Consider the following 18,225-nt stretch of genomic DNA (forward strand, 5'->3'; position numbering starts at 1 on the left):
GCCCTCGATATCTTACTGGAATGCCGTTTCGAAGAAGCTGCGCAGCTTACGCGAATGCAGGGCTTCCGGCGGCATGGCGGCAAGCTTCTGAATTGCTCTTATGCCGATCTGCAGATGCTGGTTCACCTGCGTGCGGTAGAAGGCGGTCGCCATGCCGGGCAGCTTCAATTCGCCATGCAGCGGCTTGTCGGACACGCAGAGCAGCGTTCCGTAGGGCACGCGGAAACGGAAGCCGTTGGCGGCGATCGTTGCCGATTCCATATCGAGCGCGATGGCGCGGGCCTGCGACAGGCGCTTCACCGGGCCTGCCTGATCGCGCAGTTCCCAGTTTCTGTTATCGATCGTACCGACCGTGCCGGTGCGCATGATGCGTTTCAGCTCGAAGCCTTCGTAGCCGGTGATCTCGGCAACGGCAGCCTCGAGCGCCACCTGCACTTCAGCAAGTGCCGGGATCGGCACCCAGACCGGCAGGTCGTCGTCGAGCACATGGTCTTCGCGCATATAGGCATGCGCCAGGACATAGTCGCCGAGCCGCTGGCTGTTGCGCAGGCCGGCGCAATGGCCGAGCATCAGCCAGGCATGCGGGCGTAGCACGGCCACGTGGTCGGTAATCGTCTTGGCATTGGAAGGACCGACGCCGATATTGATCATGGTGATCCCGGCATGGCCCTTCTTCTTGAGATGATAGGCCGGCATCTGCGGCAGGCGGGCAAGTGTGGCATCCGTTTCCGGAACGCTTGATCCTGCCAGCGTGACGATGTTGCCGGGCTCCACGAAGGCCGTGTAGCCTTCGCCGCCTTCAGCCATCAGCTTGCGTGCCCAGGTGCAGAACTCGTCGATGTAGAACTGGTAGTTCGTAAACAGCACGAAGTTCTGGAAGTGCTCGGCACCCGTCGCCGTATAGTGCGACAGGCGGGCCAGCGAATAGTCGATGCGCTGTGCGGTGAACGGCGCCAGCGGTGAGGGCTCGCCCGGCGGCGGCAGATACTCGCCGTTGGCGATCTCGTCGTCGGTCGTGTTGAGGTCAGGCGTATCGAAGAGATCGCGCAGCGGAATATCGACGAAAGCCGCCGCAGACGCTTCCACATGGGCGCCTTCGCCGAAGGCGAAATGCAGCGGGATTGGCGTCGAGGATTCGGACACGACGACAGGCACGTTGTGGCTCTTCATCAGGAGCAGCAGCTGCTCCTTCAGATAATGCTTGAAGAGCTTCGGCCGCGTCACCGTCGTCGTATAGACGCCCGGTGCCGTAACATGACCATAGGAGAGGCGGGAGTCGACATGACCGAAGCTCGTCGTCTCGATGCTGACCTGCGGATAGAGGGCGCGATAGCGGCAGGTGATCGGCGCCCCTTGCGCGAGCTTCGTGAAGCTGTCGATCAGGAAAGAGGTATTGCGCTCGTAGAGCTCGGTCAAAGCTTCGACGGCTTTTGCCGGATCATTGAAGGCCTGCGGCTCGAAAGGGGGAGGGGACGAAATGTCAAAAACGGACAGAGGATAGATTCGTTTGCTCATGAGGCATTATAGAGAGTCGTTTTTAACAAGCAAACGACGCGCGGAGGCTGAGACCCGGATTTTTCAGATATGCTTCCAGGTCTCAGCGGATGGTGGTGCAGTAACCGCCGCTGCTTGCGAGGCACGTATAGTTCGCGCCGAAATGCGACTGCTGTGCGCCGCCGCCGCCGGTACGCACGACGACTGCCGAAAACGAAATCGCGAAGATCGCCGCAAACAGCGTTATGATTGTAAACCGTCTCGCCAGAATGAACACGTCCACGTCCTTACCCCGATATACGCCCTTCATGGTGCTGTTTTGCCATGGTGCGGCTGAACGGGTGCTGAGATGGCGGTTCATTTTGCGTTCAGTTTCTGAGGCCGGCTAAGGTTCTCAGAACCTGCCTGCGCGAGGCGGGTCTCAAAGGCGAGTCCAGGTCTGCGTTTTACAGAAGACCTGCATCACGCAGCCCTGCATCCTGAGCGAGCTGCCGGAGATGCTGCCCGAGCCGCTATAGGTCTTGTCGTCGGCCGGATCGGTGATTTCACCGCTATAGCTGCCGCCGGTGCCGGATAGTCTGCCGATCTTCTTGCCGGCATATTTGCCCGTCTTCAGCGTGATGCAGTAAGCGCCGCCGCAGGGCGCAATGGCCGCCGTATCGCCGGCGCGGGTCTTCCAGTTGCCGACGATCGGTTCGTCCGCCTGTGCAAAGCCTGCCAGTAGTGCCAGCGCGCCGGCAATAACGAGGGTACGGATCATCTCTTCCTCCATGAGATATGAAATGGCGCGAAAATAACTGACGCGAACGTAAAGGTAAATACGGCGCGGGAAGCGCGTGAAATCGCTCTTTCGTGGACTGTTTTTTATCGGGATCGTCTGGTCGACGCTGACTTCACGGTAAATGAATCCTCAATTTCCAAGTCTGAATTTTTCGTAAAAGGCATGCGAAAATCCTTAGTTCGCGGGGATTCCGATGTTTAACAAAAATCCAATTTTACCAAGCGTTTGCACTTTGTTTGCGTCAAATTAAGCATGCATTTTAGGCGTTTTTTGAAAGCCGTTTGGCATAGTGAACCCATCAAACGAGCGGGGCAAACCCGCCGGACCGGAAAGGCCGGAAGCTACAGAAGATGGCAAGGCCCGAAGGTAAAACAGGGTACGTCTTGACAGGCTAAACAGGGATAGAACCGATGGCACGCTTTGAAATGCACAATGCTGAAACGGCCACCATGGGTGGCGAAAACAACAGCGCCGATGTCTTCTGCGAAATGGGTCTGATGTATGCGACCGGCCGTGGTTGCGCGATCGATCTCGTCTCCGCTCACAAGTGGCTGAACATCGCCGCAATCAAGGGCAACGACCGCGCAGCCGAGCTGCGCGCCGATGTCGCCGCGACGATGAGCAAGATGCAGCTTGCCGAAGCGCTGCGCGCTGCCCGCGAATGGATGACGATCCACTAAGATCGTCCCCTCCGGTAACAAATCGACAAGAGCAAAATAACAACCTCAAAAGAGGGGAACTGGCGGGCACCTTGGACGGGGCCGATGCCAGGAGAAGGAAACCGCGACCGGCTTGTCCTCTGCCGGCCGCGGTTTCTCCGTTTGGCTTACTCGTTTTCAGCCGAGCTTCTTCAGCACCAGCGGCAGCGCCTCTTCGAGCAGCGCCATGTCCGCTTCCGGCCCGACGCTGACACGAATGCAGCGGTTGAGCGGCGCCACACCCGGCATGCGGATGAAGACACCGTGTTCCATCAATCCATCGACGATCGCCCGCGCGTAAGCGCCATCGCGTCCGGCATCAACGGCCACGAAATTGGTGGCGGATACCAGCGGCTGCAGGCCATTCGTCCTGGCAATACCGGCGATCCTGTCGCGCGCGGCATGGATTTTCCCGATCACTTCGGAAAGATAGGCCTGATCCTTGAGGGCTGCGAGCGCCGCGACCGTCGCAAGCCGGTTCATGCCGAAATGATTGCGGATCTTGTCGAAGGCCTGTGCCGTGCCCGGTGTCGAGATGGCATAGCCGACGCGGGCGCCGGCAAGACCATAGGCTTTGGAGAAGGTGCGGGTGCGCACGACATTCGGCAGGTCGATGAGGGATTGGATCGACGGCAGCGCCGAGGCTGGGCCGGTCTCGCTATAGGCTTCGTCGAGGATCAGCAGGCAGGTTTCCGGCAAGGCGCGCGCAAAGGCGACGATCTCTTGGGCATCCCACCAGCTTCCCATCGGATTGTCGGGATTGGCGAAATAGACGAGCGGCGCGTTCTCGCGCTTGACGGCGTCGAGCAGCGCCTCGAGATCCTCACGGTCGCCGGCATAGGGAACGGTGACCAGCCGGCCGCCGAAACCGTTCACATGGAAGTTGAAGGTGGGATAGGCGCCGAGCGAGGTGACCACGGTGCCGCCGGGCTCGATCACCAGCCGCACGATCTGCCCCAGCAATTCATCGATGCCGCCGCCGATGGCGATATTGGCCGGTGTCACTCCGAGATGGGCAGCAAGCGCCTCGCGCAAAGCGTAGTTTTCCGGATCGTTGTACTTCCAGATATTGCCGGCCTGTTCCCGCATGGCTGCAATGACCGAGGGAGCCGGGCCGAAGCCGTTTTCATTGGCGCCGATGCGCGCTTCGACCTTTAGGCCACGCTGGCGCTCGATGGCCTCGGGGCCGACGAAAGGGACAGTGGAGGGCAGGGCGCTGGCAAGCGGCGTGAAGCGCGAGAAGGCAGACATGCGAGGGCAATTTCCCGAAACTGTTGAAAAAGCCGCGCAACAATAGGCTCTCGCTTTGCCAAGGCAAGCAAGATTATTTCACACCCTGCGCTTAGACGCGGCTGCCGTTGCGGCGCGCGTCGATCGCCTCGGTATTGCCGATCATGAAGTCGGCGCGCACGACCTTGCGCAGGACATCCAGCTCGATGAGGTTGATGAAGCGAACACCGATCCGTTCGTGATGGCGGTAGACCTCGGCACAGCCGATGCGGTAGGCGAGCCCCAGGATATTCAGGTAATAATGCTTGGGCAGGCCGGCCGTGGTGGACACGACGAAGGTCGCGCCGCCCTGGGAAATCTCGAGAATTTCGGCGCTGCGTATGGAAATTCCGGTCAGGCAGGGACGAACGGCGACGATGCGGGCCGGCCGCTTGACGTTGAATTCCTCCCAACGAATGTCGTAGACAGCCGACTTCACCGTGGCGAGGTGCGTTGCGCGGAGCATTTCCATTTCGCATTCTCCGTCAGGCAATTCAAATTTCGGGCTGTTCGACGAAAGGCTCACACGAATGTTTTTCACATTCGTCAAATATATAAGTACCATTTTAACGAGTTCGACATTTGTGCGTTAGCGGCACATCCATTGTGCCGTCTTGGGAACGAGCCGTCGTCGCTCAGGCCAGCATCTTGCCGCGCAATAGCCGCCGGCAGCGCCAAGTGCCGTCAGAAATGTTCCCCAGGCCATATCCACCAGGCTCATCGCGAGGGGCGAGCCTTTGGTGTCGACAGATGAGGGATGTCGCAGGGCTGCGAGCCGCCAGTCCCAAAATGGCACCATGGAGAAGTGCCGTGCCGACCGAGCCGCTCGAAAGCCCTGGCAAGACCGCAAGTATGACGACGGCGGCCGCGAAGAACAGATAGTAAAGCGCCGCGATGCCGAGGTTCGGCTCTGGAAGCTTCAAATCGCCCAACTGGTCCCGATAGAAGGTGCGGGCGATGATGCCGAGCCGTAAGGCGTCAACGACGGCAAGGGTGAAAAGGCAACCGGCATAGGCAACAACAGCAGTTTTCATCGTCTCTGATCTCCCGCTTTGCCCGTTCTACGCCTTGGCCCGCCTTGCGGATCGCCGTCGATTCTCTTTGCGTGGATTTTTCCCGAACTCTTTCAACTGTCCGGCGTTTTTCCTTAGCGACGCGTCGCCTCCAATCATCAAAGCGAGGAAAACTCAAATGACAGATGTCAAAGTTCCCTGGGAATCCTGGGTCGTCGTGTGCGATGGGGCGAAAGCCCTGATCCTGCAGAATGCCGGCGACACCGAGCTGATGAACCTCCAGGTCCGTGAAACTCTCACGCAGCCCAACCAGCCGACTCGCGAAATCGGTACCGACAAGCCGGGCCGATCCTATGCGCCGGACGGTCTGAGCGGCAGCGCGATGGAGGAGACCAACTGGCAGGACCAGGCGGAAGAAGAGTTCCTGAAGGAGGTAGCCGGAAAACTCGATGAATTGGTGCATGAGAAGGAAGCGCGCCGTATCCTTCTCGTCGCTCCGCCGCGCGCGCTCGGTGCGCTGCGCCCCAATCTCAGCGCCGATGTGCAGGCGGCGATCTCAGCCGAAGTCGCGAAGGATTATACCAACCTTCCCGTCGACCAGATCGAGCGGCACCTCGCCGCCTGATCGCGATAAGACATCACCTTCGAACGCGGGCCACGTGGCCCGCGTTTTTCGTGCGGCCGAGAATCGGGCAATCAGAGGCTAGTTTCGAAACTCAGCCGCAGCACGTGATGAAGGAACTCGGGGTTCAGCAGCATGTTGAAACTGATCGTCACGAACTCGTCTTCGCGCTTGACCATGGTCGCGCCGATCTCGTCGTGAATTCCGAGGATCTCCAGGAAGAAATTCTGCGGCATCTCCACGCTGGGGCTGACCTCCAGCAGCGCGCCGGCAAGCGTGATCGTACGGATCAGGCAGCGGACTTGCGTACCTGTGCTGAGATGATGGCCGACGAAGATGATGTTGCCGGGCCGGTCGAGGCTGAATTCCTTATAAGCCTGTTCGGGCTTGGGATGTTCTGTGTCGGGCTGTATCTGAAAGGCCATATCAGCCTCCGCTTATTGTACGATCGGAGTTTAACGCAGGATTGCTGACAACTGCTGAACAACATCTTTAAAATTGGAACCTTGTGCAAAATTGAACGGCAAAACGCATCTGTTGCCGGCAATATTGTCCTGAATCCGCCCAATTTTTCAGAGGCCTTGTGCCGCCATTGACTTATGGCCTGTCGTCACGCATAGAGAAGCCGGTTCGAGGCACCGGCCGCTCGCGGATGAATATCCATGGTGAAGCCCTCGCGATCATGGTCACAGCCCCTGTGCATGCTGACTGACGGCAATGCGAGCCCCCCTGACAGTCGAATGGCATGCCTTTGAAAGGCTGAACCCATGACTATGACTTACCCTGCGGTCGACGAGCTGAAAGCCCAGGCAAAGCGCCTGCGCCAGGCCATGGCCGAACGCGGCAGCGAGATCACCCACGCCGCCGCCCTGGAACTGATCGCCCGCCAATATGGCCTGCGCGACTGGAACACGCTCTCTGCCCTTGCTGCCAAGCCGAACGACAAGTCGTCGTCGCCGATCTTCGTCGGCGCCCATATCCGCGGCCGTTACCTGAACCAGCCGTTTGCCGGCAGGGTTCTGGCATTGTCGGCCGTCCCGGGCAGCGAGTTCTACAGGATCACCATCCATTTCGATGAGCCTGTCGACGTGGTGACCTTCGAGAGCTTCTCGGCCTTCCGCCAGCGCATCCATGCCCAGATCGACGAGAACGGCATCTCGCCGCGCAAGACCTCCAACGGTCTGCCGCATCTCGTTCTCGATATCTGACAGCCTGATCGCTGCCCGCAACACCCGGATTCCGTCCATGACTTCAACTTCGCAAACGAATGCATTCCTGATGGGCTCGCTGCCTTCGGTCTTTGCCCGCACGGCGCTGCCGATCATCCTGATCACGACCATAAACGGCCTCTTCGCCGTGGTGGACGCCTACTTCCTCGGCGCTTATGTCGGGGCCGGCGCTCTCTCTGCCGTTACCCTCATCTTTCCCGGCCTGATGATGCTCATCGCCCTGCAGTCGCTCGTCTCGAACGGCATGGCGAGCATCCTTGCCCGCGAGCTCGGCGGCGGCAATCGCGATGCCGCCAGGCGCACCTTTGCGGCCGCCCATGTGCTGGCAATCGTGGTGGTGCTTGTCATCAACGTGATCTACTGGACTGTCGGCTGGAGCATCGTCGGCAATGTCGCGGCAGGCGACCTCACTGTAACCGAAAATGCCCGTACCTTCATCGGCATCATGGTCGGTGCAGCACCCGTTGCCTTCTTCCTGTCGCTCAATATCGACGCCTTGCGCAGCGAGGGCCGGATCGGTTTCATGACGATGGTGATGCTGGCCGCTACGGCGCTCAACATCGCCGCCAACTGGTTCTTCATGGCGGTCCTGCAATGGGGCGTGGCGGGTTCGGCGCTCGGCTCGGTGCTGGCGCAGGCGATCTGCCTGGTTGCCGTGCTGATCTATCGCTGGCGCGATGAGCGCGCACTTCGTCCGGCATCCCGTTTTCCGCTTGCGGACTGGTGGCCGATCCTGGCGCTCGGGGCGCCGATGAGCCTCGGCTTCATCGGCATCTCGCTCTGCTCGGCAGCCGTGATCTTCAATCTCTCGATCTGGGGCGAGGGCGATTATGTCGCGACTGTTGGCGCCTATGGCATCATCACCCGCGTCATGACTGTCGCCTATCTGCCGCTGCTCGGTCTCAACATCGCCTTCCAGACGATCTGCGGCAATAATTATGGGGCAGGCCTTTCCGAGCGCGTCGGCCACAGCCTGCAGATTGCCCTGATCGCGGCTCTTATCTATTGCACCGGCGTCGAGATTACGGTCGAGCTGCTGGCAAGCCGCCTCGGCCACGTCTTCGTTGCCGACCCCGTCGTCATCGCCGAGGTGTCCCGCATTCTGCCCTGGACGGTCGGCGCCTATTTCCTGTTCGGCCAGATGATCGTGCTGTCAGGCTATTTCCAGGCGATTGGCGATGCCAGACGCGCGGCGGTGTTCGGCCTGTCGCGCGCCTATCTCTTCACGTTGCCGCTCACATTCCTGCTGCCGCATCCCTTCGGTGAAATGGGTATCTGGATGGTGCCAGTCTTTGCCGAAGCCTGCATGTTCCTGCTGGCCCTCACTGTTCTAGCGCGTAACGCTAGGCGGCTCGGCTGGCGCTATGGATTGTTGCCCGCGTAGGCAAACGAGGCCGCGCCCGTCCGGCGCGGCCTCGTTTTTCAATCCTTGCTGGCTGCGGATGCTGCAGCAGCCTCCGCTTCCCCGAGTGCCTGCGCACATTCTTCGCAGCAAACCTCGACCGTCTTGCCGCCAAGCTTGACGCTGATGGCGTCAGGTCCGAGTTCGCAGTCGCAGGCAGCGCACGTGGTCTTCTTCATCTCATCATCCTCCGGTTGGCTCCCGTTTGGGGCAGGATCATAAGACCACTGCTCGCCTCTCGCCGCTGTCGAATTCTTTAGCGACTTTAGGCCCGCAGCCGCGTCGCGCGCTGGAACTCCGCCGGCGTCTGGCCATAGGCCTGACGGAAGGATGCGGTGAAATGGCTGTGGCTGGAAAAGCCGAGATCGAGGCCGAGCGCCGTCAGATCCTCGTACTCGCCGAGAAGATCGAGCGCGCGGGCGAGCCTGAGCCGAAGCTGGTAGCGATAGAGCGGGGTTGCCTCCACCTGCTGGAAGACCTGCGTGAGATAGACGGGCGAAACGCCGACTTCCGTTGCGATCTCGGCAAGCGTCCAGCGTCGCGCGAGATCGGAGGAAAGCACGAGCTTTGCCCTGTCGACAAGCTTCTGGCGACCGGCACTGGCGCCCGCCGAATGTGAGGTGCGCTCGCCGAGCGAGCGGCGCACGAGAGTGAGCGCCAGCGTTTCCGCTTCCAGGGTCTCGGCAACACCTCGGCGCAGCCCATGGCGAAGAAGCGCAACAAGCGCCTGTGCGCGCGGATCGATGCGCCGGCGCTGGCGTTTGAAACCGAACAGCTCGCCCGCCTGCACCTGATCCCTGGGCGCAAGTTCGGCCAAAAGGCATTCGTCGATCGAAAGATCGATACAAGCATCGCCGCCCTCGACCGGATGGCTGATGCGATAGCCTTGCCCGGCATTGAAGAACAGCATCTGATTGGCTTCCGCCACCGTGTCGGTGCGCCCGACATGACGCATGAACACGCCGCGATAGGGATAGACAAGGCTCGTCTTGTGGGCGCATTCCTCGTCGCTCTTGTGACGGCATTCCCCATTGCAGACAATGTCACGGATCGCGACAGTCTTCGTCGTCAAGAGCAATACGGTCGAAAATTGCGACATCGGTCTTTCCGGATTTTTGCGCGGCGAGCAGTGCCCACCGAGGCACCTTATCACAATCCCTTGTTGCTCCAGTAGTGGCTTGAGATATGCACGTCGCTTTCGATCTGGCCGCGGGAAAGACCGATATCCTTCAGCTGATCGTCGGACAGCTCCAGTACGGCGCTGCGACTGCGATGCTCGGCGAGCTTGCGTGCCGTCCAGCGGAAAGCAGCGACGATGCCTGCAACAAGCCGTGATTGCCGGGCTTCCGTCGGGTGGGTGGTCTGGGCATAGGCTGTAAAGCTAGAGCCGCGCATGGTGTTCCTCCATCCATTGCGTTTGAATGGGGAGATTGAACCATCTGCGCGGCTCGCCCGCTGTCAGATTATTTAGCGATCTGCAACCGGATCAGGCTTTCAGCAGCCATTCATGCTCAGGCGCATTATAGAACTTCCAGACGCGCTTTGGCCCGGCCATGACATTGAGATAATAGAGGTCATAGCCATGCGTCGCGGCGCAAGGGTGATATCCTCTGGGCACCAGCGTCACGTCGCCGTCTTCGATGGCCATCGCCTGATCAAGTGAGCGGTCATCCGTATAGACGCGCTGGAAGCCGAAGCCCTGCGGCGGATTGAGGCGGTGGTAGTAGGTTTCTTCCAGCATGCTCTCGTGCGGAAGATTGTCCTGGTCATGCTTGTGCGGTGGATACGAGGAGGTGTGGCCGCCCGGCGTGATCACCTCGACGACGAGCAGCGAATGCGCCGAACTATCATCCTCAGGCATGATATTGTTGACGTAGCGTACATTCGTGCCCTTGCCGCGGGTCAGCGGCGGGTGCGTGCCGGGCGGAATGGCCTTCGCCTCATAGGTTCCGCCGCCGGGTGCGGAGCAGACGGCAAGCTCGAGATCCGTCTCGGCCGTCACCGACCACGTCGATTCCATCGGGATATAAAGAGCATGCGGTGCGCCGTCGAACGGGCTCATGCGCTCGCCGAGCGTGCCGAAATCCCTGGTACCGGCCGAAGCCTTGCCCTTGCCGCTCACCCAGACGAGGCAGACCTCGCGTTCGCCGGTTTCGCCCGATGCCGTCTCGCCCGGTTTCAGGCGGTACATATCGAAGCCGACATAGGTCCAGCCGGCGCTTTCCGGCGTGACATGGGTGACGCGGCCATGCGTGCCTGATGGTTTTACCTTGAGGTTTGGCATTGGTGTTTTCCTCCTGAATTGGTGGATGGGGCCCCCTCATCCGGCTGCCGCCACCTCTCCCCGGCGGGGAGAAGGGACATGCCGCACCGCCTCGTTCCCCCTTCTCCCCTGGGGGAGAAGGTGCCCGAAGGGCGGATGAGGGGGGCTCCGGGCTCCAGCAGTTTTGTAGTTATCCCTTCGGGAAACCTTCCGTCTCCACCGTGTAACCAGCCGCGGTCATCACCCGCATCAATTCCGCATGGCCGATCTCCGCCATCTTCTGCGGCGGCGCCTTGCGCGGATCCTGTTCGGCTTCGACGACGAACCAGCCTTCATAACCGTAATCGGCAAAGCGCCTGACGATCGCGCCGAAATCGAGCGAGCCGTCGCCCGGCACGGTGAAGGCGCCGAGCGCCACCGCATCGAGGAAGGACTGCTTGCTGCGGTCGAGCCCATCGACGACAGACTTCCTGATATCCTTGACGTGCACATGGTTGATGCGGGCGTGGTAATTGTCGATGGCGCGCAGCACATCCCCGCCGGCAAAGGCCAGATGCCCGGCATCGAGCAGCAACGGAATGCCCGCACCCGAATTCTTCATGAACGCATCGAGCTCAGGCTCGGTCTCGACGACAGCCGCCATATGGTGGTGATAGGAAAGCGGCATGCCCTGCTCGGCGCACCATTCGCCGAATTCGGTGACGCGGCGCGCATAGGTCTTCATCTCGTCATCGCCAAGCCGCGGCTTGGTCGCGAGCGGCTTCGAACGGTCGCCCTGGATGGAGCGGCCGACTTCGCCATAGACGATGCAGGGCGCATTGACGGCCTTGAACAGCTCAATCATCGGCGCGATGCGATCCTTATTGGCCGCAAGCTCCTCGTTGACCAGCGTGCCGGAGAACCAGCCGCCGCAGAGCGTCACGTCGGCAGCGCGCAGGATCGGCAGCATTTCCTGAGGGTTGCTGGGGAAACGTCGGCCCTGTTCCATGCCGGTGAAGCCGGCGCTGCGGGATTGCCGCAGGCATTCTTCCAGAGATACGTCGTCGCTGAGTTCGGGAAGGTCGTCGTTCCACCATGCGATCGGCGACATGCCGAGTTTGGCCTTCATCTATAGTCTCCTTGAAAACATTGCGGAGGAGCGTTTCCGCTCCTCCAGAAATTGAGAATGATCGATCAGCCGACGCGCTGGGCGGCGCGTGCCTTGACATAGGCCTCATGCGCCTTGTTGACCTCGCCGCGCGGGCTGACTTCCGGCACCGCGACATCCCACCAGTGGCCGCCGGCATCCGTGGTGATCAGGGGATCGGTATCGATGACGAAGACCGACGTCCGGTCGTTCTTCTTCGAATCGGCGATCGCCTGTTCGAGTTCGGCAATTGAGGAAACCTTGACAGCAATCGCCCCCATCGCTTCGGCATGCGCGCGGAAATCGATCTCGGGCATGACTTCGTGATAGGCGTCCTTCAGGAGATTGTTGAAGTTGGCGCCGCCGGTTGCCATCTGCAGGCGGTTGATGCAGCCGTAGCCGCGGTTATCGAGCAGCACGATGTTGAGCTTGAGGCCGAGCATGACCGAGGTCGCAAGCTCGGAATTCATCATCATGTAGGAACCGTCGCCGACCATGACGACCACGTCCTTTTCCGGATGCGCCATCTTGGCGCCGAGGCCGCCGGCAATCTCATAGCCCATGCAGGAGAAGCCGTATTCCATGTGGTAGCTGCCGGGGATGGTCGCCGGCCACAGCTTGTGCAGCTCACCCGGCAGGCCGCCGGCTGCGCAAAGCAGCGTGGTCTTCTCGCCGCCGATCGAGCGAACGACCGCACCAATGACCTGTGCGTCGGAGGGCAGGGCGGCATTGGTGGCGCCCATCGCCTTGGCGGCGGCCTCCAACCACATGTTCTTCTCCTTCGTTGCCTTTTCGGCAAGGGCTGCCGGCGCCTTCCAGCCGGAAAGACCCGCGGAGAGCGCCTTCAGTCCCTCGCGCGCGTCGGCAACCAAGGGATGGCTGTCATGCTTCAGCGCGTCATAGGCCGCGATATTCAGGCTGAGCAGCTTGAAGTTCTCATTCTTGAAGAGCGCCCATGAGCCGGTCGTGAAATCCTGGCAGCGCGTGCCGACGGCAATCACCAGATCGGTTTCCTCGGCAATCGCATTGGCAGCCGACGTGCCGGTCACGCCGACGGAGCCGAGTGCCAGCGGATGACGCTCATCGATCGCCGATTTGCCCGCCTGTGTGACGACGACGGGAACGTCATGGGCTTCCGCAAAAGCCGTAAGCTCCTTGGTGGCCTGCGAATAGAGAACGCCGCCGCCGGCGACGATCACCGGCTTCTGCGAGGCCTTGATCAGCGCAATGGCATTGGCAAGCTCATCGGCGTCCGGCTGCGGACGGCGCACCGTCCAGACCTTCTCGTCGAACAGGCTTTCCGGATAGTCGAAGGCTTCCGCCTGAACGTCCTGGCAGAGCGACAGCGTCACCGGACCGCAATCGAGCGGATCGGTCAGCACCTGCATGGCGCGCTTCAGCGCGGTAATGATCTGTTCGGGCCGGGTGATACGGTCGAAATAGCGTGAAACAGGACGGAAGGCGTCATTCGCCGATACCGTGCCGTCGCCGAAATCTTCGATCTGCTGCAGCACCGGATCGGGCGCACGATTGGCGAAGATATCGCCGGGCAGGAAGAGGACGGGAATACGGTTCACATGCGCCACCCCGGCAGCCGTCACCATGTTCAGCGCGCCGGGGCCGATGGAGGTCGTGCAGGCCATGAAACGCTGGCGGAAACTCGCCTTGGCATAGGCGATTGCCGCATGCGCCATACCCTGTTCGTTGTGCGCACGGTAGGTCGGCAGTTCCTGGCGGACCTGGTAGAGCGCTTCGCCCATGCCGGCGACATTGCCGTGACCGAAGATCGCCCAGACGCCGCCGAAGATCGGCACTTTCTTTCCGTCCACGATCGTCATCTGCTTCTTAAGGAAATGCGCGACAGCCTGCGCCATCGTCAAACGGATTGTCTTACCCATCGGGTCCTCCCGCACCTTTACTCTATCTGTTTTCCCCTCCCCAACCCCTCCCCACAAGGGGGGTTAACCTGCCGGGCTCTCCGCGTTTCATCACACCCTCACATCCGCAAGAACGTTAGTTTGTGATGTCAGGCGGAGCCTCAAGCTAAGTCCCTCCCCCTTGTGGGGAGGGGTTGGGGAGGGGTCTAAATTCTATCTCTACCGAAGCCCACGCGTTTTCAGCCAGGCCTCTGTCAATTCCTTGAAGCGGCCTGCCATGTCGGCAATCGCTTCCTCGTCATTCAACTTCCCCGAAAGCCAGCCGCGCGCCGCGTCGGCAAAGATCGTCCGGCCAACTGCAAAGCCCTTGACCGAGGGCGCAGCCAGCGTCGCCTCGAATCCTCTGACCAGTTCGTCGGCAGGAGCCTCCAGCCCGAGCAGCACGATACCGCGGCACCATGGATCATTTTTGGCAATCACGGCATTGATCTTTTTCCAGGCGCCGGTTGAGGCCTGCGGCTCCAGCTTCCACCAGTCCGGCTTGATGCCGAGCGCGTAGAGTTCTTCCAGCGCCGTCGACACCGTGTCGTCTGTCAGCGGCCCGTTCTTGCTGGAGATGATCTCCACCAGCAGCTCACGTCCGACCTTGCGCGCGGCTTCGAAGAGCGTGCGCAGCTTCTCCTGCTGCTCCGTCTTGAGCGCAGCCGGGTCGTCGGGATGATAGAAACACAGGCACTTGATGCAATGGTCGAGCGGCCACTCCACCAGTTGCGAGCCGATATCCTGGCTAAATTCGAAACGCAGCGGCTTGGAGCCAGGAAGCTCGACCGGCCGACCAATCCAGGTGAAATCCTTCTTGGCTGCATCGAAGAAGGCATCGCGGCCGAAGCGCTCGTCGATCAGCATGCCGTAACCCCGACGGCCATCGGCAACGCGGGCAGCAGCTTCCACCGCCAGTCGCTTGAAGGCGACGATCTGGTTATAGTCGACGCTGAGCTCGTCGCAGACAGCGGTCAGCTGCGAACGATGGTCGATGGCGAGCGCCATCAGAAGCGGGATGTCGCCCTTGCGGGTCGAGGCCCAATGGATGTGGTTGATCGCCTCGTCCTTGCGCAGCGCGCGGTGGTTGCTGCCGTTCTTCAGGAAGAAGTCGAGTTCCGCCCAGGTCGGATATTCCGGCGAGCAGAGAAGACGGGAGACGGCAAAGGCCCCGCAGGCATTCGCCCAGGTGGCGCAGGTCTTCAGCGGTTCATCCTTCAGCCAGCCGCGCAGCAGGCCGGACATGAAGGCATCGCCCGCACCAAGAACGTTGAATACCTCGATCGGAAAGCCCTGGCCGACGATGCCGTCTTCCAGATTGTCACTGATCGGGCCATCATAGACGATGCAACCCATAGCCCCGCGCTTCAAGACGATGGTCGCAGGCGAAAGGCGTCTGATCTCCTTCAACGCACCGAGAACGTCATCGGCACCCGATGCAATCAGGATTTCCTCTTCCGTGCCGACGATCAGGTCGCAATCGGGCAGCGTCTCCTTCATCTTCGAGGAGACGCGGTCCGACTTCACATAACGCTCGAAACCCTCGGCATGGCCGGCAAGGCCCCAGAGGTTTGGCCGGTAGTCGATATCGAAAATCACCTTTCGACCGTTCGCCTTGGCAAGGCGGATCGCCTTGCGCTGCGCGGCCTCGGTATTCGGCCGGGAAAAATGCGTGCCCGAGACGAGCACGGCGCGTGAGGACTTGATGAAATCCTCGTCGATATCGCCTTCGTCGAGCGCCATATCGGCGCAGTCGGAACGATAGAAGATCATCGGCGAGACGCCCTCGGCCTCCACTGCCAGCAGCACAAGCGCGGTCAGCCGATCCTTGTCGGTCTTGATGCCTTTCGTCTCGACGCCTTCGCGCGCCGACTGCTCGATGATGAAGCGCCCCATCTGCTCGTCGCCGACGCGGGTGATCAGCGCCGATTTCAGCCCGAGCCGCGCCGTGCCGATCGCGATATTGGCCGGGCAGCCGCCGACGGACTTGGCAAACGAGCCGATATCTTCGAGCCGTGAGCCGATCTGCTGCCCGTAAAGATCGACGGAGGATCGGCCGATAGTGATCACGTCAAGTGACGGCTCCGGCTGCGATCCCGGATTCGATTGTGCCATGATGTCCTCCCGCTAGATTTTTACGCGGCCTGGACCGTCCGCGAATTTTGAATAATGAAACATTGGTTCCGTCTGTTTGTCAATTCGGAATATTTATTCCATTTTGGTCTTCACGGGCTTTGCGTGCTGTAATTTGCGTCGTCGCTCGGCAATGGCAACCGGCAGCGCCATGGTGAGCGCCATGGAGGCCGACAATGAACGGAAGCCGGCGAAATCGGCCTCCGCTATTTCAAACCAGTGCGTGGCGCAGGCAGCGAGCGGCGAGAAGGCCGAATCGGTGATCGCAATGACCGGCACACCGCGATCGGCAAGCTCCTGGCTCTGATTGAGGCTGTCGGCCGCATAGGGAGAAAAGCTTGCCGCAATTGCCGCATCGCGCGGCGTGGCGAATTGCACCATCTCCGGATCGACGCCGTTTGGCGAGGCGACGATCTGATGGCGGATGTTCAGCTTCGAAAAGGCATAGGTCATGTGCGCCGTCAGCGGATAGGAGCGCCGCTTGGCGATGAGATAGATGGTCTCCGCCGCCGCCAGGATATCGACGGCCTTCGCAAACGTGTCCGTCTGCACGGTCGCCGCAAGCCGGTTCACCGACTGGCTGGCGGCCGAAATGAAGCCGGTCAGCAGCGTCGCATCCTCGTCATCCCCGCCGGACTGTTCCAGCGTGACGAGGCGTTCCTCATAACTTAGCGTCCGGTCCCGCAACCGCTCGCGAAAAATGCTCTGGAGATCGGAGAAACCCTCATAGCCCAGGTGATGGGCAAGGCGCACCAGCGTGGAGGGCTGAACTTCCGATGCCGCGGCAATGCTGGCCGTCGTGCCGAAGGCGATTTCATCAGGGTTGCCGAGCGCGAAGGCAGCCACCTGCGCCAGCCGCTTCGGCATGCTCGCCTTGCGCTCGATGATCGTACTGCGCAGGCTTTCGAAATCCCGCGGCACGCGCGGTCTTTGGGTGTCACTGTCCATGCTGATGGCTCAGAAGATGAAACAAATATTCCATATTTCGGAGCTTAAACGATTTCCATGAAGGCGCACAATTGTTTTTATTGAGCTGAAACTCAAGGGTTTTAGACAGTTTCGAGAGGGTGGGGATGGAATGATGGTTCAGGAGCTGCTTGTCAAAATGATCCAAATATTCCAAAAATTCTCAAGGAGTTCAGGAGGAGACCCAGTATGAAGCCACTCGGCATCGGTTTGATCGGCACCGGCTATATGGGCAAATGCCATGCGCTGGCATGGAATGCGGTGAAAACGGTGTTCGGCGATGTCGAGCGGCCGTGTCTCGTGCATCTTGCGGAGGCGAACGCGGAGCTCGCAGGCGTCCGCGCTGCCGAATTCGGCTTCGAGAAGGCGACGGACGACTGGCGGGCGCTGATCGCCGATCCCGATGTCGATGTCGTCTCCGTCACTACGCCCAACCAGTTCCACGCCGAAATGGCGATCGCCGCCCTTGAGGCCGGCAAGCACGTCTGGTGCGAAAAGCCGATGGCGCCCGCCTATGCCGATGCCGAGCGCATGCTGCAGACCGCCAGGCAGTCCGGTAGGGTCGCCGTACTCGGCTACAATTATATCCAGAACCCGATCATGCGGCATATCAAAACGCTGATAGGCGAGGGCGCGATCGGCTCCGTCAATCATATCCGCGTCGAAATGGACGAGGATTTCATGGCGGATCCGGATGGACTCTTCTATTGGAAGAGTGAGTTGTCGGTCGGTTACGGCGCACTCGACGATTTCGCCGTCCATCCGCTGTCGCTGCTCTGGTATCTCTTCGGCCATGTGGAAGCGGTTGCCGCGGACATGGTCAAGCCCTATGCCGATCGCCCGCTGAAAGAAGGCGGCCGCCGCGCGGTCGAGAATTACGATGCGGCCAATGTTCTGATGCGCCTCGGCGGCGGTATCTCGGCGGTGCTCATGGCAAACCGCGCAGCCTGGGGCCGCAAGGGTCGCATCGCGCTGCAGATCTACGGCTCGAAGGGGTCGATCCTCTACGATCAGGAGCGTATGAACGAATTCGAGCTCTATCAGGCCGAGGGACGAGGCTCCGAGCAGGGCTTCCGCAAGATACTGGCGGCTCCCGCCCATCAGCCCTATGATCGCTTCATCCCGGCCCCCGGCCACGGCCTCGGCTTCAACGATCTCAAGATCATCGAATGCCGCGAACTGATCCGCGCGATTTCCGGAGAGCCGGCGTCTATCGTGACATTCGAAGACGGTCTCAGGATAGAGAAGTCGGTTCATGCCATGGCACAGTCTTTCCATGAGCGCCGCTGGATCGAGATCGGCTGAGGCAAAAC

At 60.7% G+C, this 18,225-nt stretch carries 19 protein-coding genes and 1 pseudogene; 5 read left to right on the top strand and 15 right to left on the bottom strand.

The window, feature by feature from the left end:
• Positions 1-12: 12 nt before the first annotated feature.
• The 3 genes from amn to JNB85_RS11195 all read right to left on the bottom strand — a co-directional run bounded on the left by amn (position 13) and on the right by JNB85_RS11195 (position 2,254).
• Positions 13-1,515, bottom strand: a complete 1,503-nt coding sequence (amn, locus tag JNB85_RS11185; RefSeq protein ID WP_220334436.1) for an AMP nucleosidase — start codon at positions 1,513-1,515, stop codon at positions 13-15.
• Positions 1,516-1,597: 82 nt separating this feature from the next.
• Positions 1,598-1,777 (bottom strand): hypothetical protein, encoded by a 180-nt coding sequence (locus JNB85_RS11190; RefSeq protein WP_220334955.1) that lies wholly within the window; start codon positions 1,775-1,777, stop codon positions 1,598-1,600.
• Positions 1,778-1,915: 138 nt separating this feature from the next.
• Positions 1,916-2,254, bottom strand: a complete 339-nt coding sequence (locus JNB85_RS11195) for a DUF2147 domain-containing protein (protein ID WP_220334437.1) — start codon at positions 2,252-2,254, stop codon at positions 1,916-1,918.
• A gap of 431 nt (positions 2,255-2,685) precedes the next feature.
• Between JNB85_RS11195 and JNB85_RS11200 the strand changes: the two genes are divergently transcribed.
• The gene (locus JNB85_RS11200) at positions 2,686-2,955 is read left to right on the top strand and encodes a sel1 repeat family protein (RefSeq protein ID WP_220334438.1); all 270 of its coding nucleotides are present in this window, start codon (positions 2,686-2,688) and stop codon (positions 2,953-2,955) included.
• Between the two features lie 156 nt (positions 2,956-3,111).
• Here JNB85_RS11200 and JNB85_RS11205 read toward each other — a convergent pair whose 3' ends face one another.
• The 3 genes and pseudogenes from JNB85_RS11205 to JNB85_RS11215 form a co-directional block, all read right to left on the bottom strand.
• The gene (locus JNB85_RS11205; RefSeq protein WP_220334439.1) at positions 3,112-4,224 is read right to left on the bottom strand and encodes a pyridoxal phosphate-dependent aminotransferase; all 1,113 of its coding nucleotides are present in this window, start codon (positions 4,222-4,224) and stop codon (positions 3,112-3,114) included.
• A gap of 91 nt (positions 4,225-4,315) precedes the next feature.
• On the bottom strand, positions 4,316-4,714 hold the full coding sequence (locus JNB85_RS11210; protein WP_220334440.1) for a PilZ domain-containing protein: 399 nt from the start codon (positions 4,712-4,714) through the stop codon (positions 4,316-4,318).
• A gap of 117 nt (positions 4,715-4,831) precedes the next feature.
• Positions 4,832-5,276: pseudogene (locus JNB85_RS11215) on the bottom strand (DUF2177 family protein).
• Between the two features lie 157 nt (positions 5,277-5,433).
• Between JNB85_RS11215 and JNB85_RS11220 the strand changes: the two are divergent.
• Positions 5,434-5,880: a baeRF12 domain-containing protein gene (locus tag JNB85_RS11220; protein WP_220334441.1), complete on the top strand. Its 447-nt coding sequence runs from the start codon at positions 5,434-5,436 to the stop codon at positions 5,878-5,880.
• 71 nt (positions 5,881-5,951) lie between these two features.
• On the opposite strand, the gene JNB85_RS11225 is transcribed toward JNB85_RS11220, so the two are convergent.
• Positions 5,952-6,290, bottom strand: a complete 339-nt coding sequence (locus JNB85_RS11225; RefSeq protein ID WP_220334956.1) for a hypothetical protein — start codon at positions 6,288-6,290, stop codon at positions 5,952-5,954.
• Positions 6,291-6,644: 354 nt separating this feature from the next.
• On the opposite strand from JNB85_RS11225, the gene JNB85_RS11230 reads away from it, so the two are divergent.
• Together JNB85_RS11230 and JNB85_RS11235 are read left to right on the top strand one after the other, a co-directional pair.
• Complete coding sequence (locus JNB85_RS11230; protein WP_220334442.1) at positions 6,645-7,085, top strand: glyoxalase superfamily protein; 441 nt, start codon at positions 6,645-6,647, stop codon at positions 7,083-7,085.
• A gap of 37 nt (positions 7,086-7,122) precedes the next feature.
• Positions 7,123-8,490 (top strand): MATE family efflux transporter, encoded by a 1,368-nt coding sequence (locus JNB85_RS11235; protein WP_220334443.1) that lies wholly within the window; start codon positions 7,123-7,125, stop codon positions 8,488-8,490.
• Between the two features lie 38 nt (positions 8,491-8,528).
• On the opposite strand, the gene JNB85_RS11240 is transcribed toward JNB85_RS11235, so the two are convergent.
• The 8 genes from JNB85_RS11240 to JNB85_RS11275 all read right to left on the bottom strand — a co-directional run bounded on the left by JNB85_RS11240 (position 8,529) and on the right by JNB85_RS11275 (position 16,894).
• A complete protein-coding gene (locus JNB85_RS11240) occupies positions 8,529-8,687 on the bottom strand; it encodes a hypothetical protein (protein WP_220334444.1) in 159 nt (52 codons plus the stop codon).
• Positions 8,688-8,773: 86 nt separating this feature from the next.
• Complete coding sequence (locus tag JNB85_RS11245) at positions 8,774-9,607, bottom strand: helix-turn-helix transcriptional regulator (protein WP_220334445.1); 834 nt, start codon at positions 9,605-9,607, stop codon at positions 8,774-8,776.
• A gap of 50 nt (positions 9,608-9,657) precedes the next feature.
• On the bottom strand, positions 9,658-9,903 hold the full coding sequence (locus tag JNB85_RS11250) for a DUF1127 domain-containing protein (protein ID WP_220334446.1): 246 nt from the start codon (positions 9,901-9,903) through the stop codon (positions 9,658-9,660).
• A gap of 91 nt (positions 9,904-9,994) precedes the next feature.
• Entirely contained in the window at positions 9,995-10,792 is a 798-nt protein-coding gene (gene iolB, locus JNB85_RS11255) for a 5-deoxy-glucuronate isomerase (protein WP_220334447.1), read from the bottom strand.
• Positions 10,793-10,961: 169 nt separating this feature from the next.
• A complete protein-coding gene (gene iolE, locus JNB85_RS11260; RefSeq protein ID WP_220334448.1) occupies positions 10,962-11,879 on the bottom strand; it encodes a myo-inosose-2 dehydratase in 918 nt (305 codons plus the stop codon).
• A 65-nt stretch (positions 11,880-11,944) separates the two neighbouring features.
• Complete coding sequence (gene iolD, locus JNB85_RS11265) at positions 11,945-13,795, bottom strand: 3D-(3,5/4)-trihydroxycyclohexane-1,2-dione acylhydrolase (decyclizing) (RefSeq protein ID WP_220334449.1); 1,851 nt, start codon at positions 13,793-13,795, stop codon at positions 11,945-11,947.
• Positions 13,796-13,993: 198 nt separating this feature from the next.
• Positions 13,994-15,928, bottom strand: a complete 1,935-nt coding sequence (locus JNB85_RS11270) for a bifunctional 5-dehydro-2-deoxygluconokinase/5-dehydro-2-deoxyphosphogluconate aldolase (RefSeq protein WP_220334450.1) — start codon at positions 15,926-15,928, stop codon at positions 13,994-13,996.
• A gap of 93 nt (positions 15,929-16,021) precedes the next feature.
• Positions 16,022-16,894, bottom strand: a complete 873-nt coding sequence (locus JNB85_RS11275; protein WP_220334451.1) for a MurR/RpiR family transcriptional regulator — start codon at positions 16,892-16,894, stop codon at positions 16,022-16,024.
• 207 nt (positions 16,895-17,101) lie between these two features.
• Between JNB85_RS11275 and JNB85_RS11280 the strand changes: the two genes are divergently transcribed.
• Positions 17,102-18,217 carry a Gfo/Idh/MocA family protein gene (locus JNB85_RS11280; RefSeq protein ID WP_220334452.1) on the top strand — a complete coding sequence of 372 codons (1,116 nt, stop codon included), beginning with the start codon at positions 17,102-17,104 and terminating at the stop codon, positions 18,215-18,217.
• Positions 18,218-18,225: the final 8 nt, after the last annotated feature.

It is taken from the genome of Rhizobium mesosinicum (genome assembly GCF_019511345.1).
Lineage (GTDB): Bacteria > Pseudomonadota > Alphaproteobacteria > Rhizobiales > Rhizobiaceae > Rhizobium > Rhizobium mesosinicum.

Bases quoted from the DNA above. Each gene is read 5' to 3' on its own strand.
- JNB85_RS11240 (WP_220334444.1), bottom strand. From the start codon at position 8,687: ATGAAGAAGACCACGTGCGCTGCCTGCGACTGCGAACTCGGACCTGAC.
- JNB85_RS11250 (WP_220334446.1), bottom strand. From the start codon at position 9,903: ATGCGCGGCTCTAGCTTTACAGCCTATGCCCAGACCACCCACCCGACG.
- JNB85_RS11270 (WP_220334450.1), bottom strand. From the start codon at position 15,928: ATGGCACAATCGAATCCGGGATCGCAGCCGGAGCCGTCACTTGACGTG.
- JNB85_RS11280 (WP_220334452.1), top strand. From the start codon at position 17,102: ATGAAGCCACTCGGCATCGGTTTGATCGGCACCGGCTATATGGGCAAA.
- iolD (WP_220334449.1), bottom strand. From the start codon at position 13,795: ATGGGTAAGACAATCCGTTTGACGATGGCGCAGGCTGTCGCGCATTTC.
- iolE (WP_220334448.1), bottom strand. From the start codon at position 11,879: ATGAAGGCCAAACTCGGCATGTCGCCGATCGCATGGTGGAACGACGAC.
- JNB85_RS11195 (WP_220334437.1), bottom strand. From the start codon at position 2,254: ATGATCCGTACCCTCGTTATTGCCGGCGCGCTGGCACTACTGGCAGGC.
- JNB85_RS11275 (WP_220334451.1), bottom strand. From the start codon at position 16,894: ATGGACAGTGACACCCAAAGACCGCGCGTGCCGCGGGATTTCGAAAGC.
- JNB85_RS11230 (WP_220334442.1), top strand. From the start codon at position 6,645: ATGACTATGACTTACCCTGCGGTCGACGAGCTGAAAGCCCAGGCAAAG.
- JNB85_RS11235 (WP_220334443.1), top strand. From the start codon at position 7,123: ATGACTTCAACTTCGCAAACGAATGCATTCCTGATGGGCTCGCTGCCT.
- JNB85_RS11245 (WP_220334445.1), bottom strand. From the start codon at position 9,607: ATGTCGCAATTTTCGACCGTATTGCTCTTGACGACGAAGACTGTCGCG.
- amn (WP_220334436.1), bottom strand. From the start codon at position 1,515: ATGAGCAAACGAATCTATCCTCTGTCCGTTTTTGACATTTCGTCCCCT.
- iolB (WP_220334447.1), bottom strand. From the start codon at position 10,792: ATGCCAAACCTCAAGGTAAAACCATCAGGCACGCATGGCCGCGTCACC.
- JNB85_RS11205 (WP_220334439.1), bottom strand. From the start codon at position 4,224: ATGTCTGCCTTCTCGCGCTTCACGCCGCTTGCCAGCGCCCTGCCCTCC.
- JNB85_RS11220 (WP_220334441.1), top strand. From the start codon at position 5,434: ATGACAGATGTCAAAGTTCCCTGGGAATCCTGGGTCGTCGTGTGCGAT.
- JNB85_RS11210 (WP_220334440.1), bottom strand. From the start codon at position 4,714: ATGGAAATGCTCCGCGCAACGCACCTCGCCACGGTGAAGTCGGCTGTC.
- JNB85_RS11200 (WP_220334438.1), top strand. From the start codon at position 2,686: ATGGCACGCTTTGAAATGCACAATGCTGAAACGGCCACCATGGGTGGC.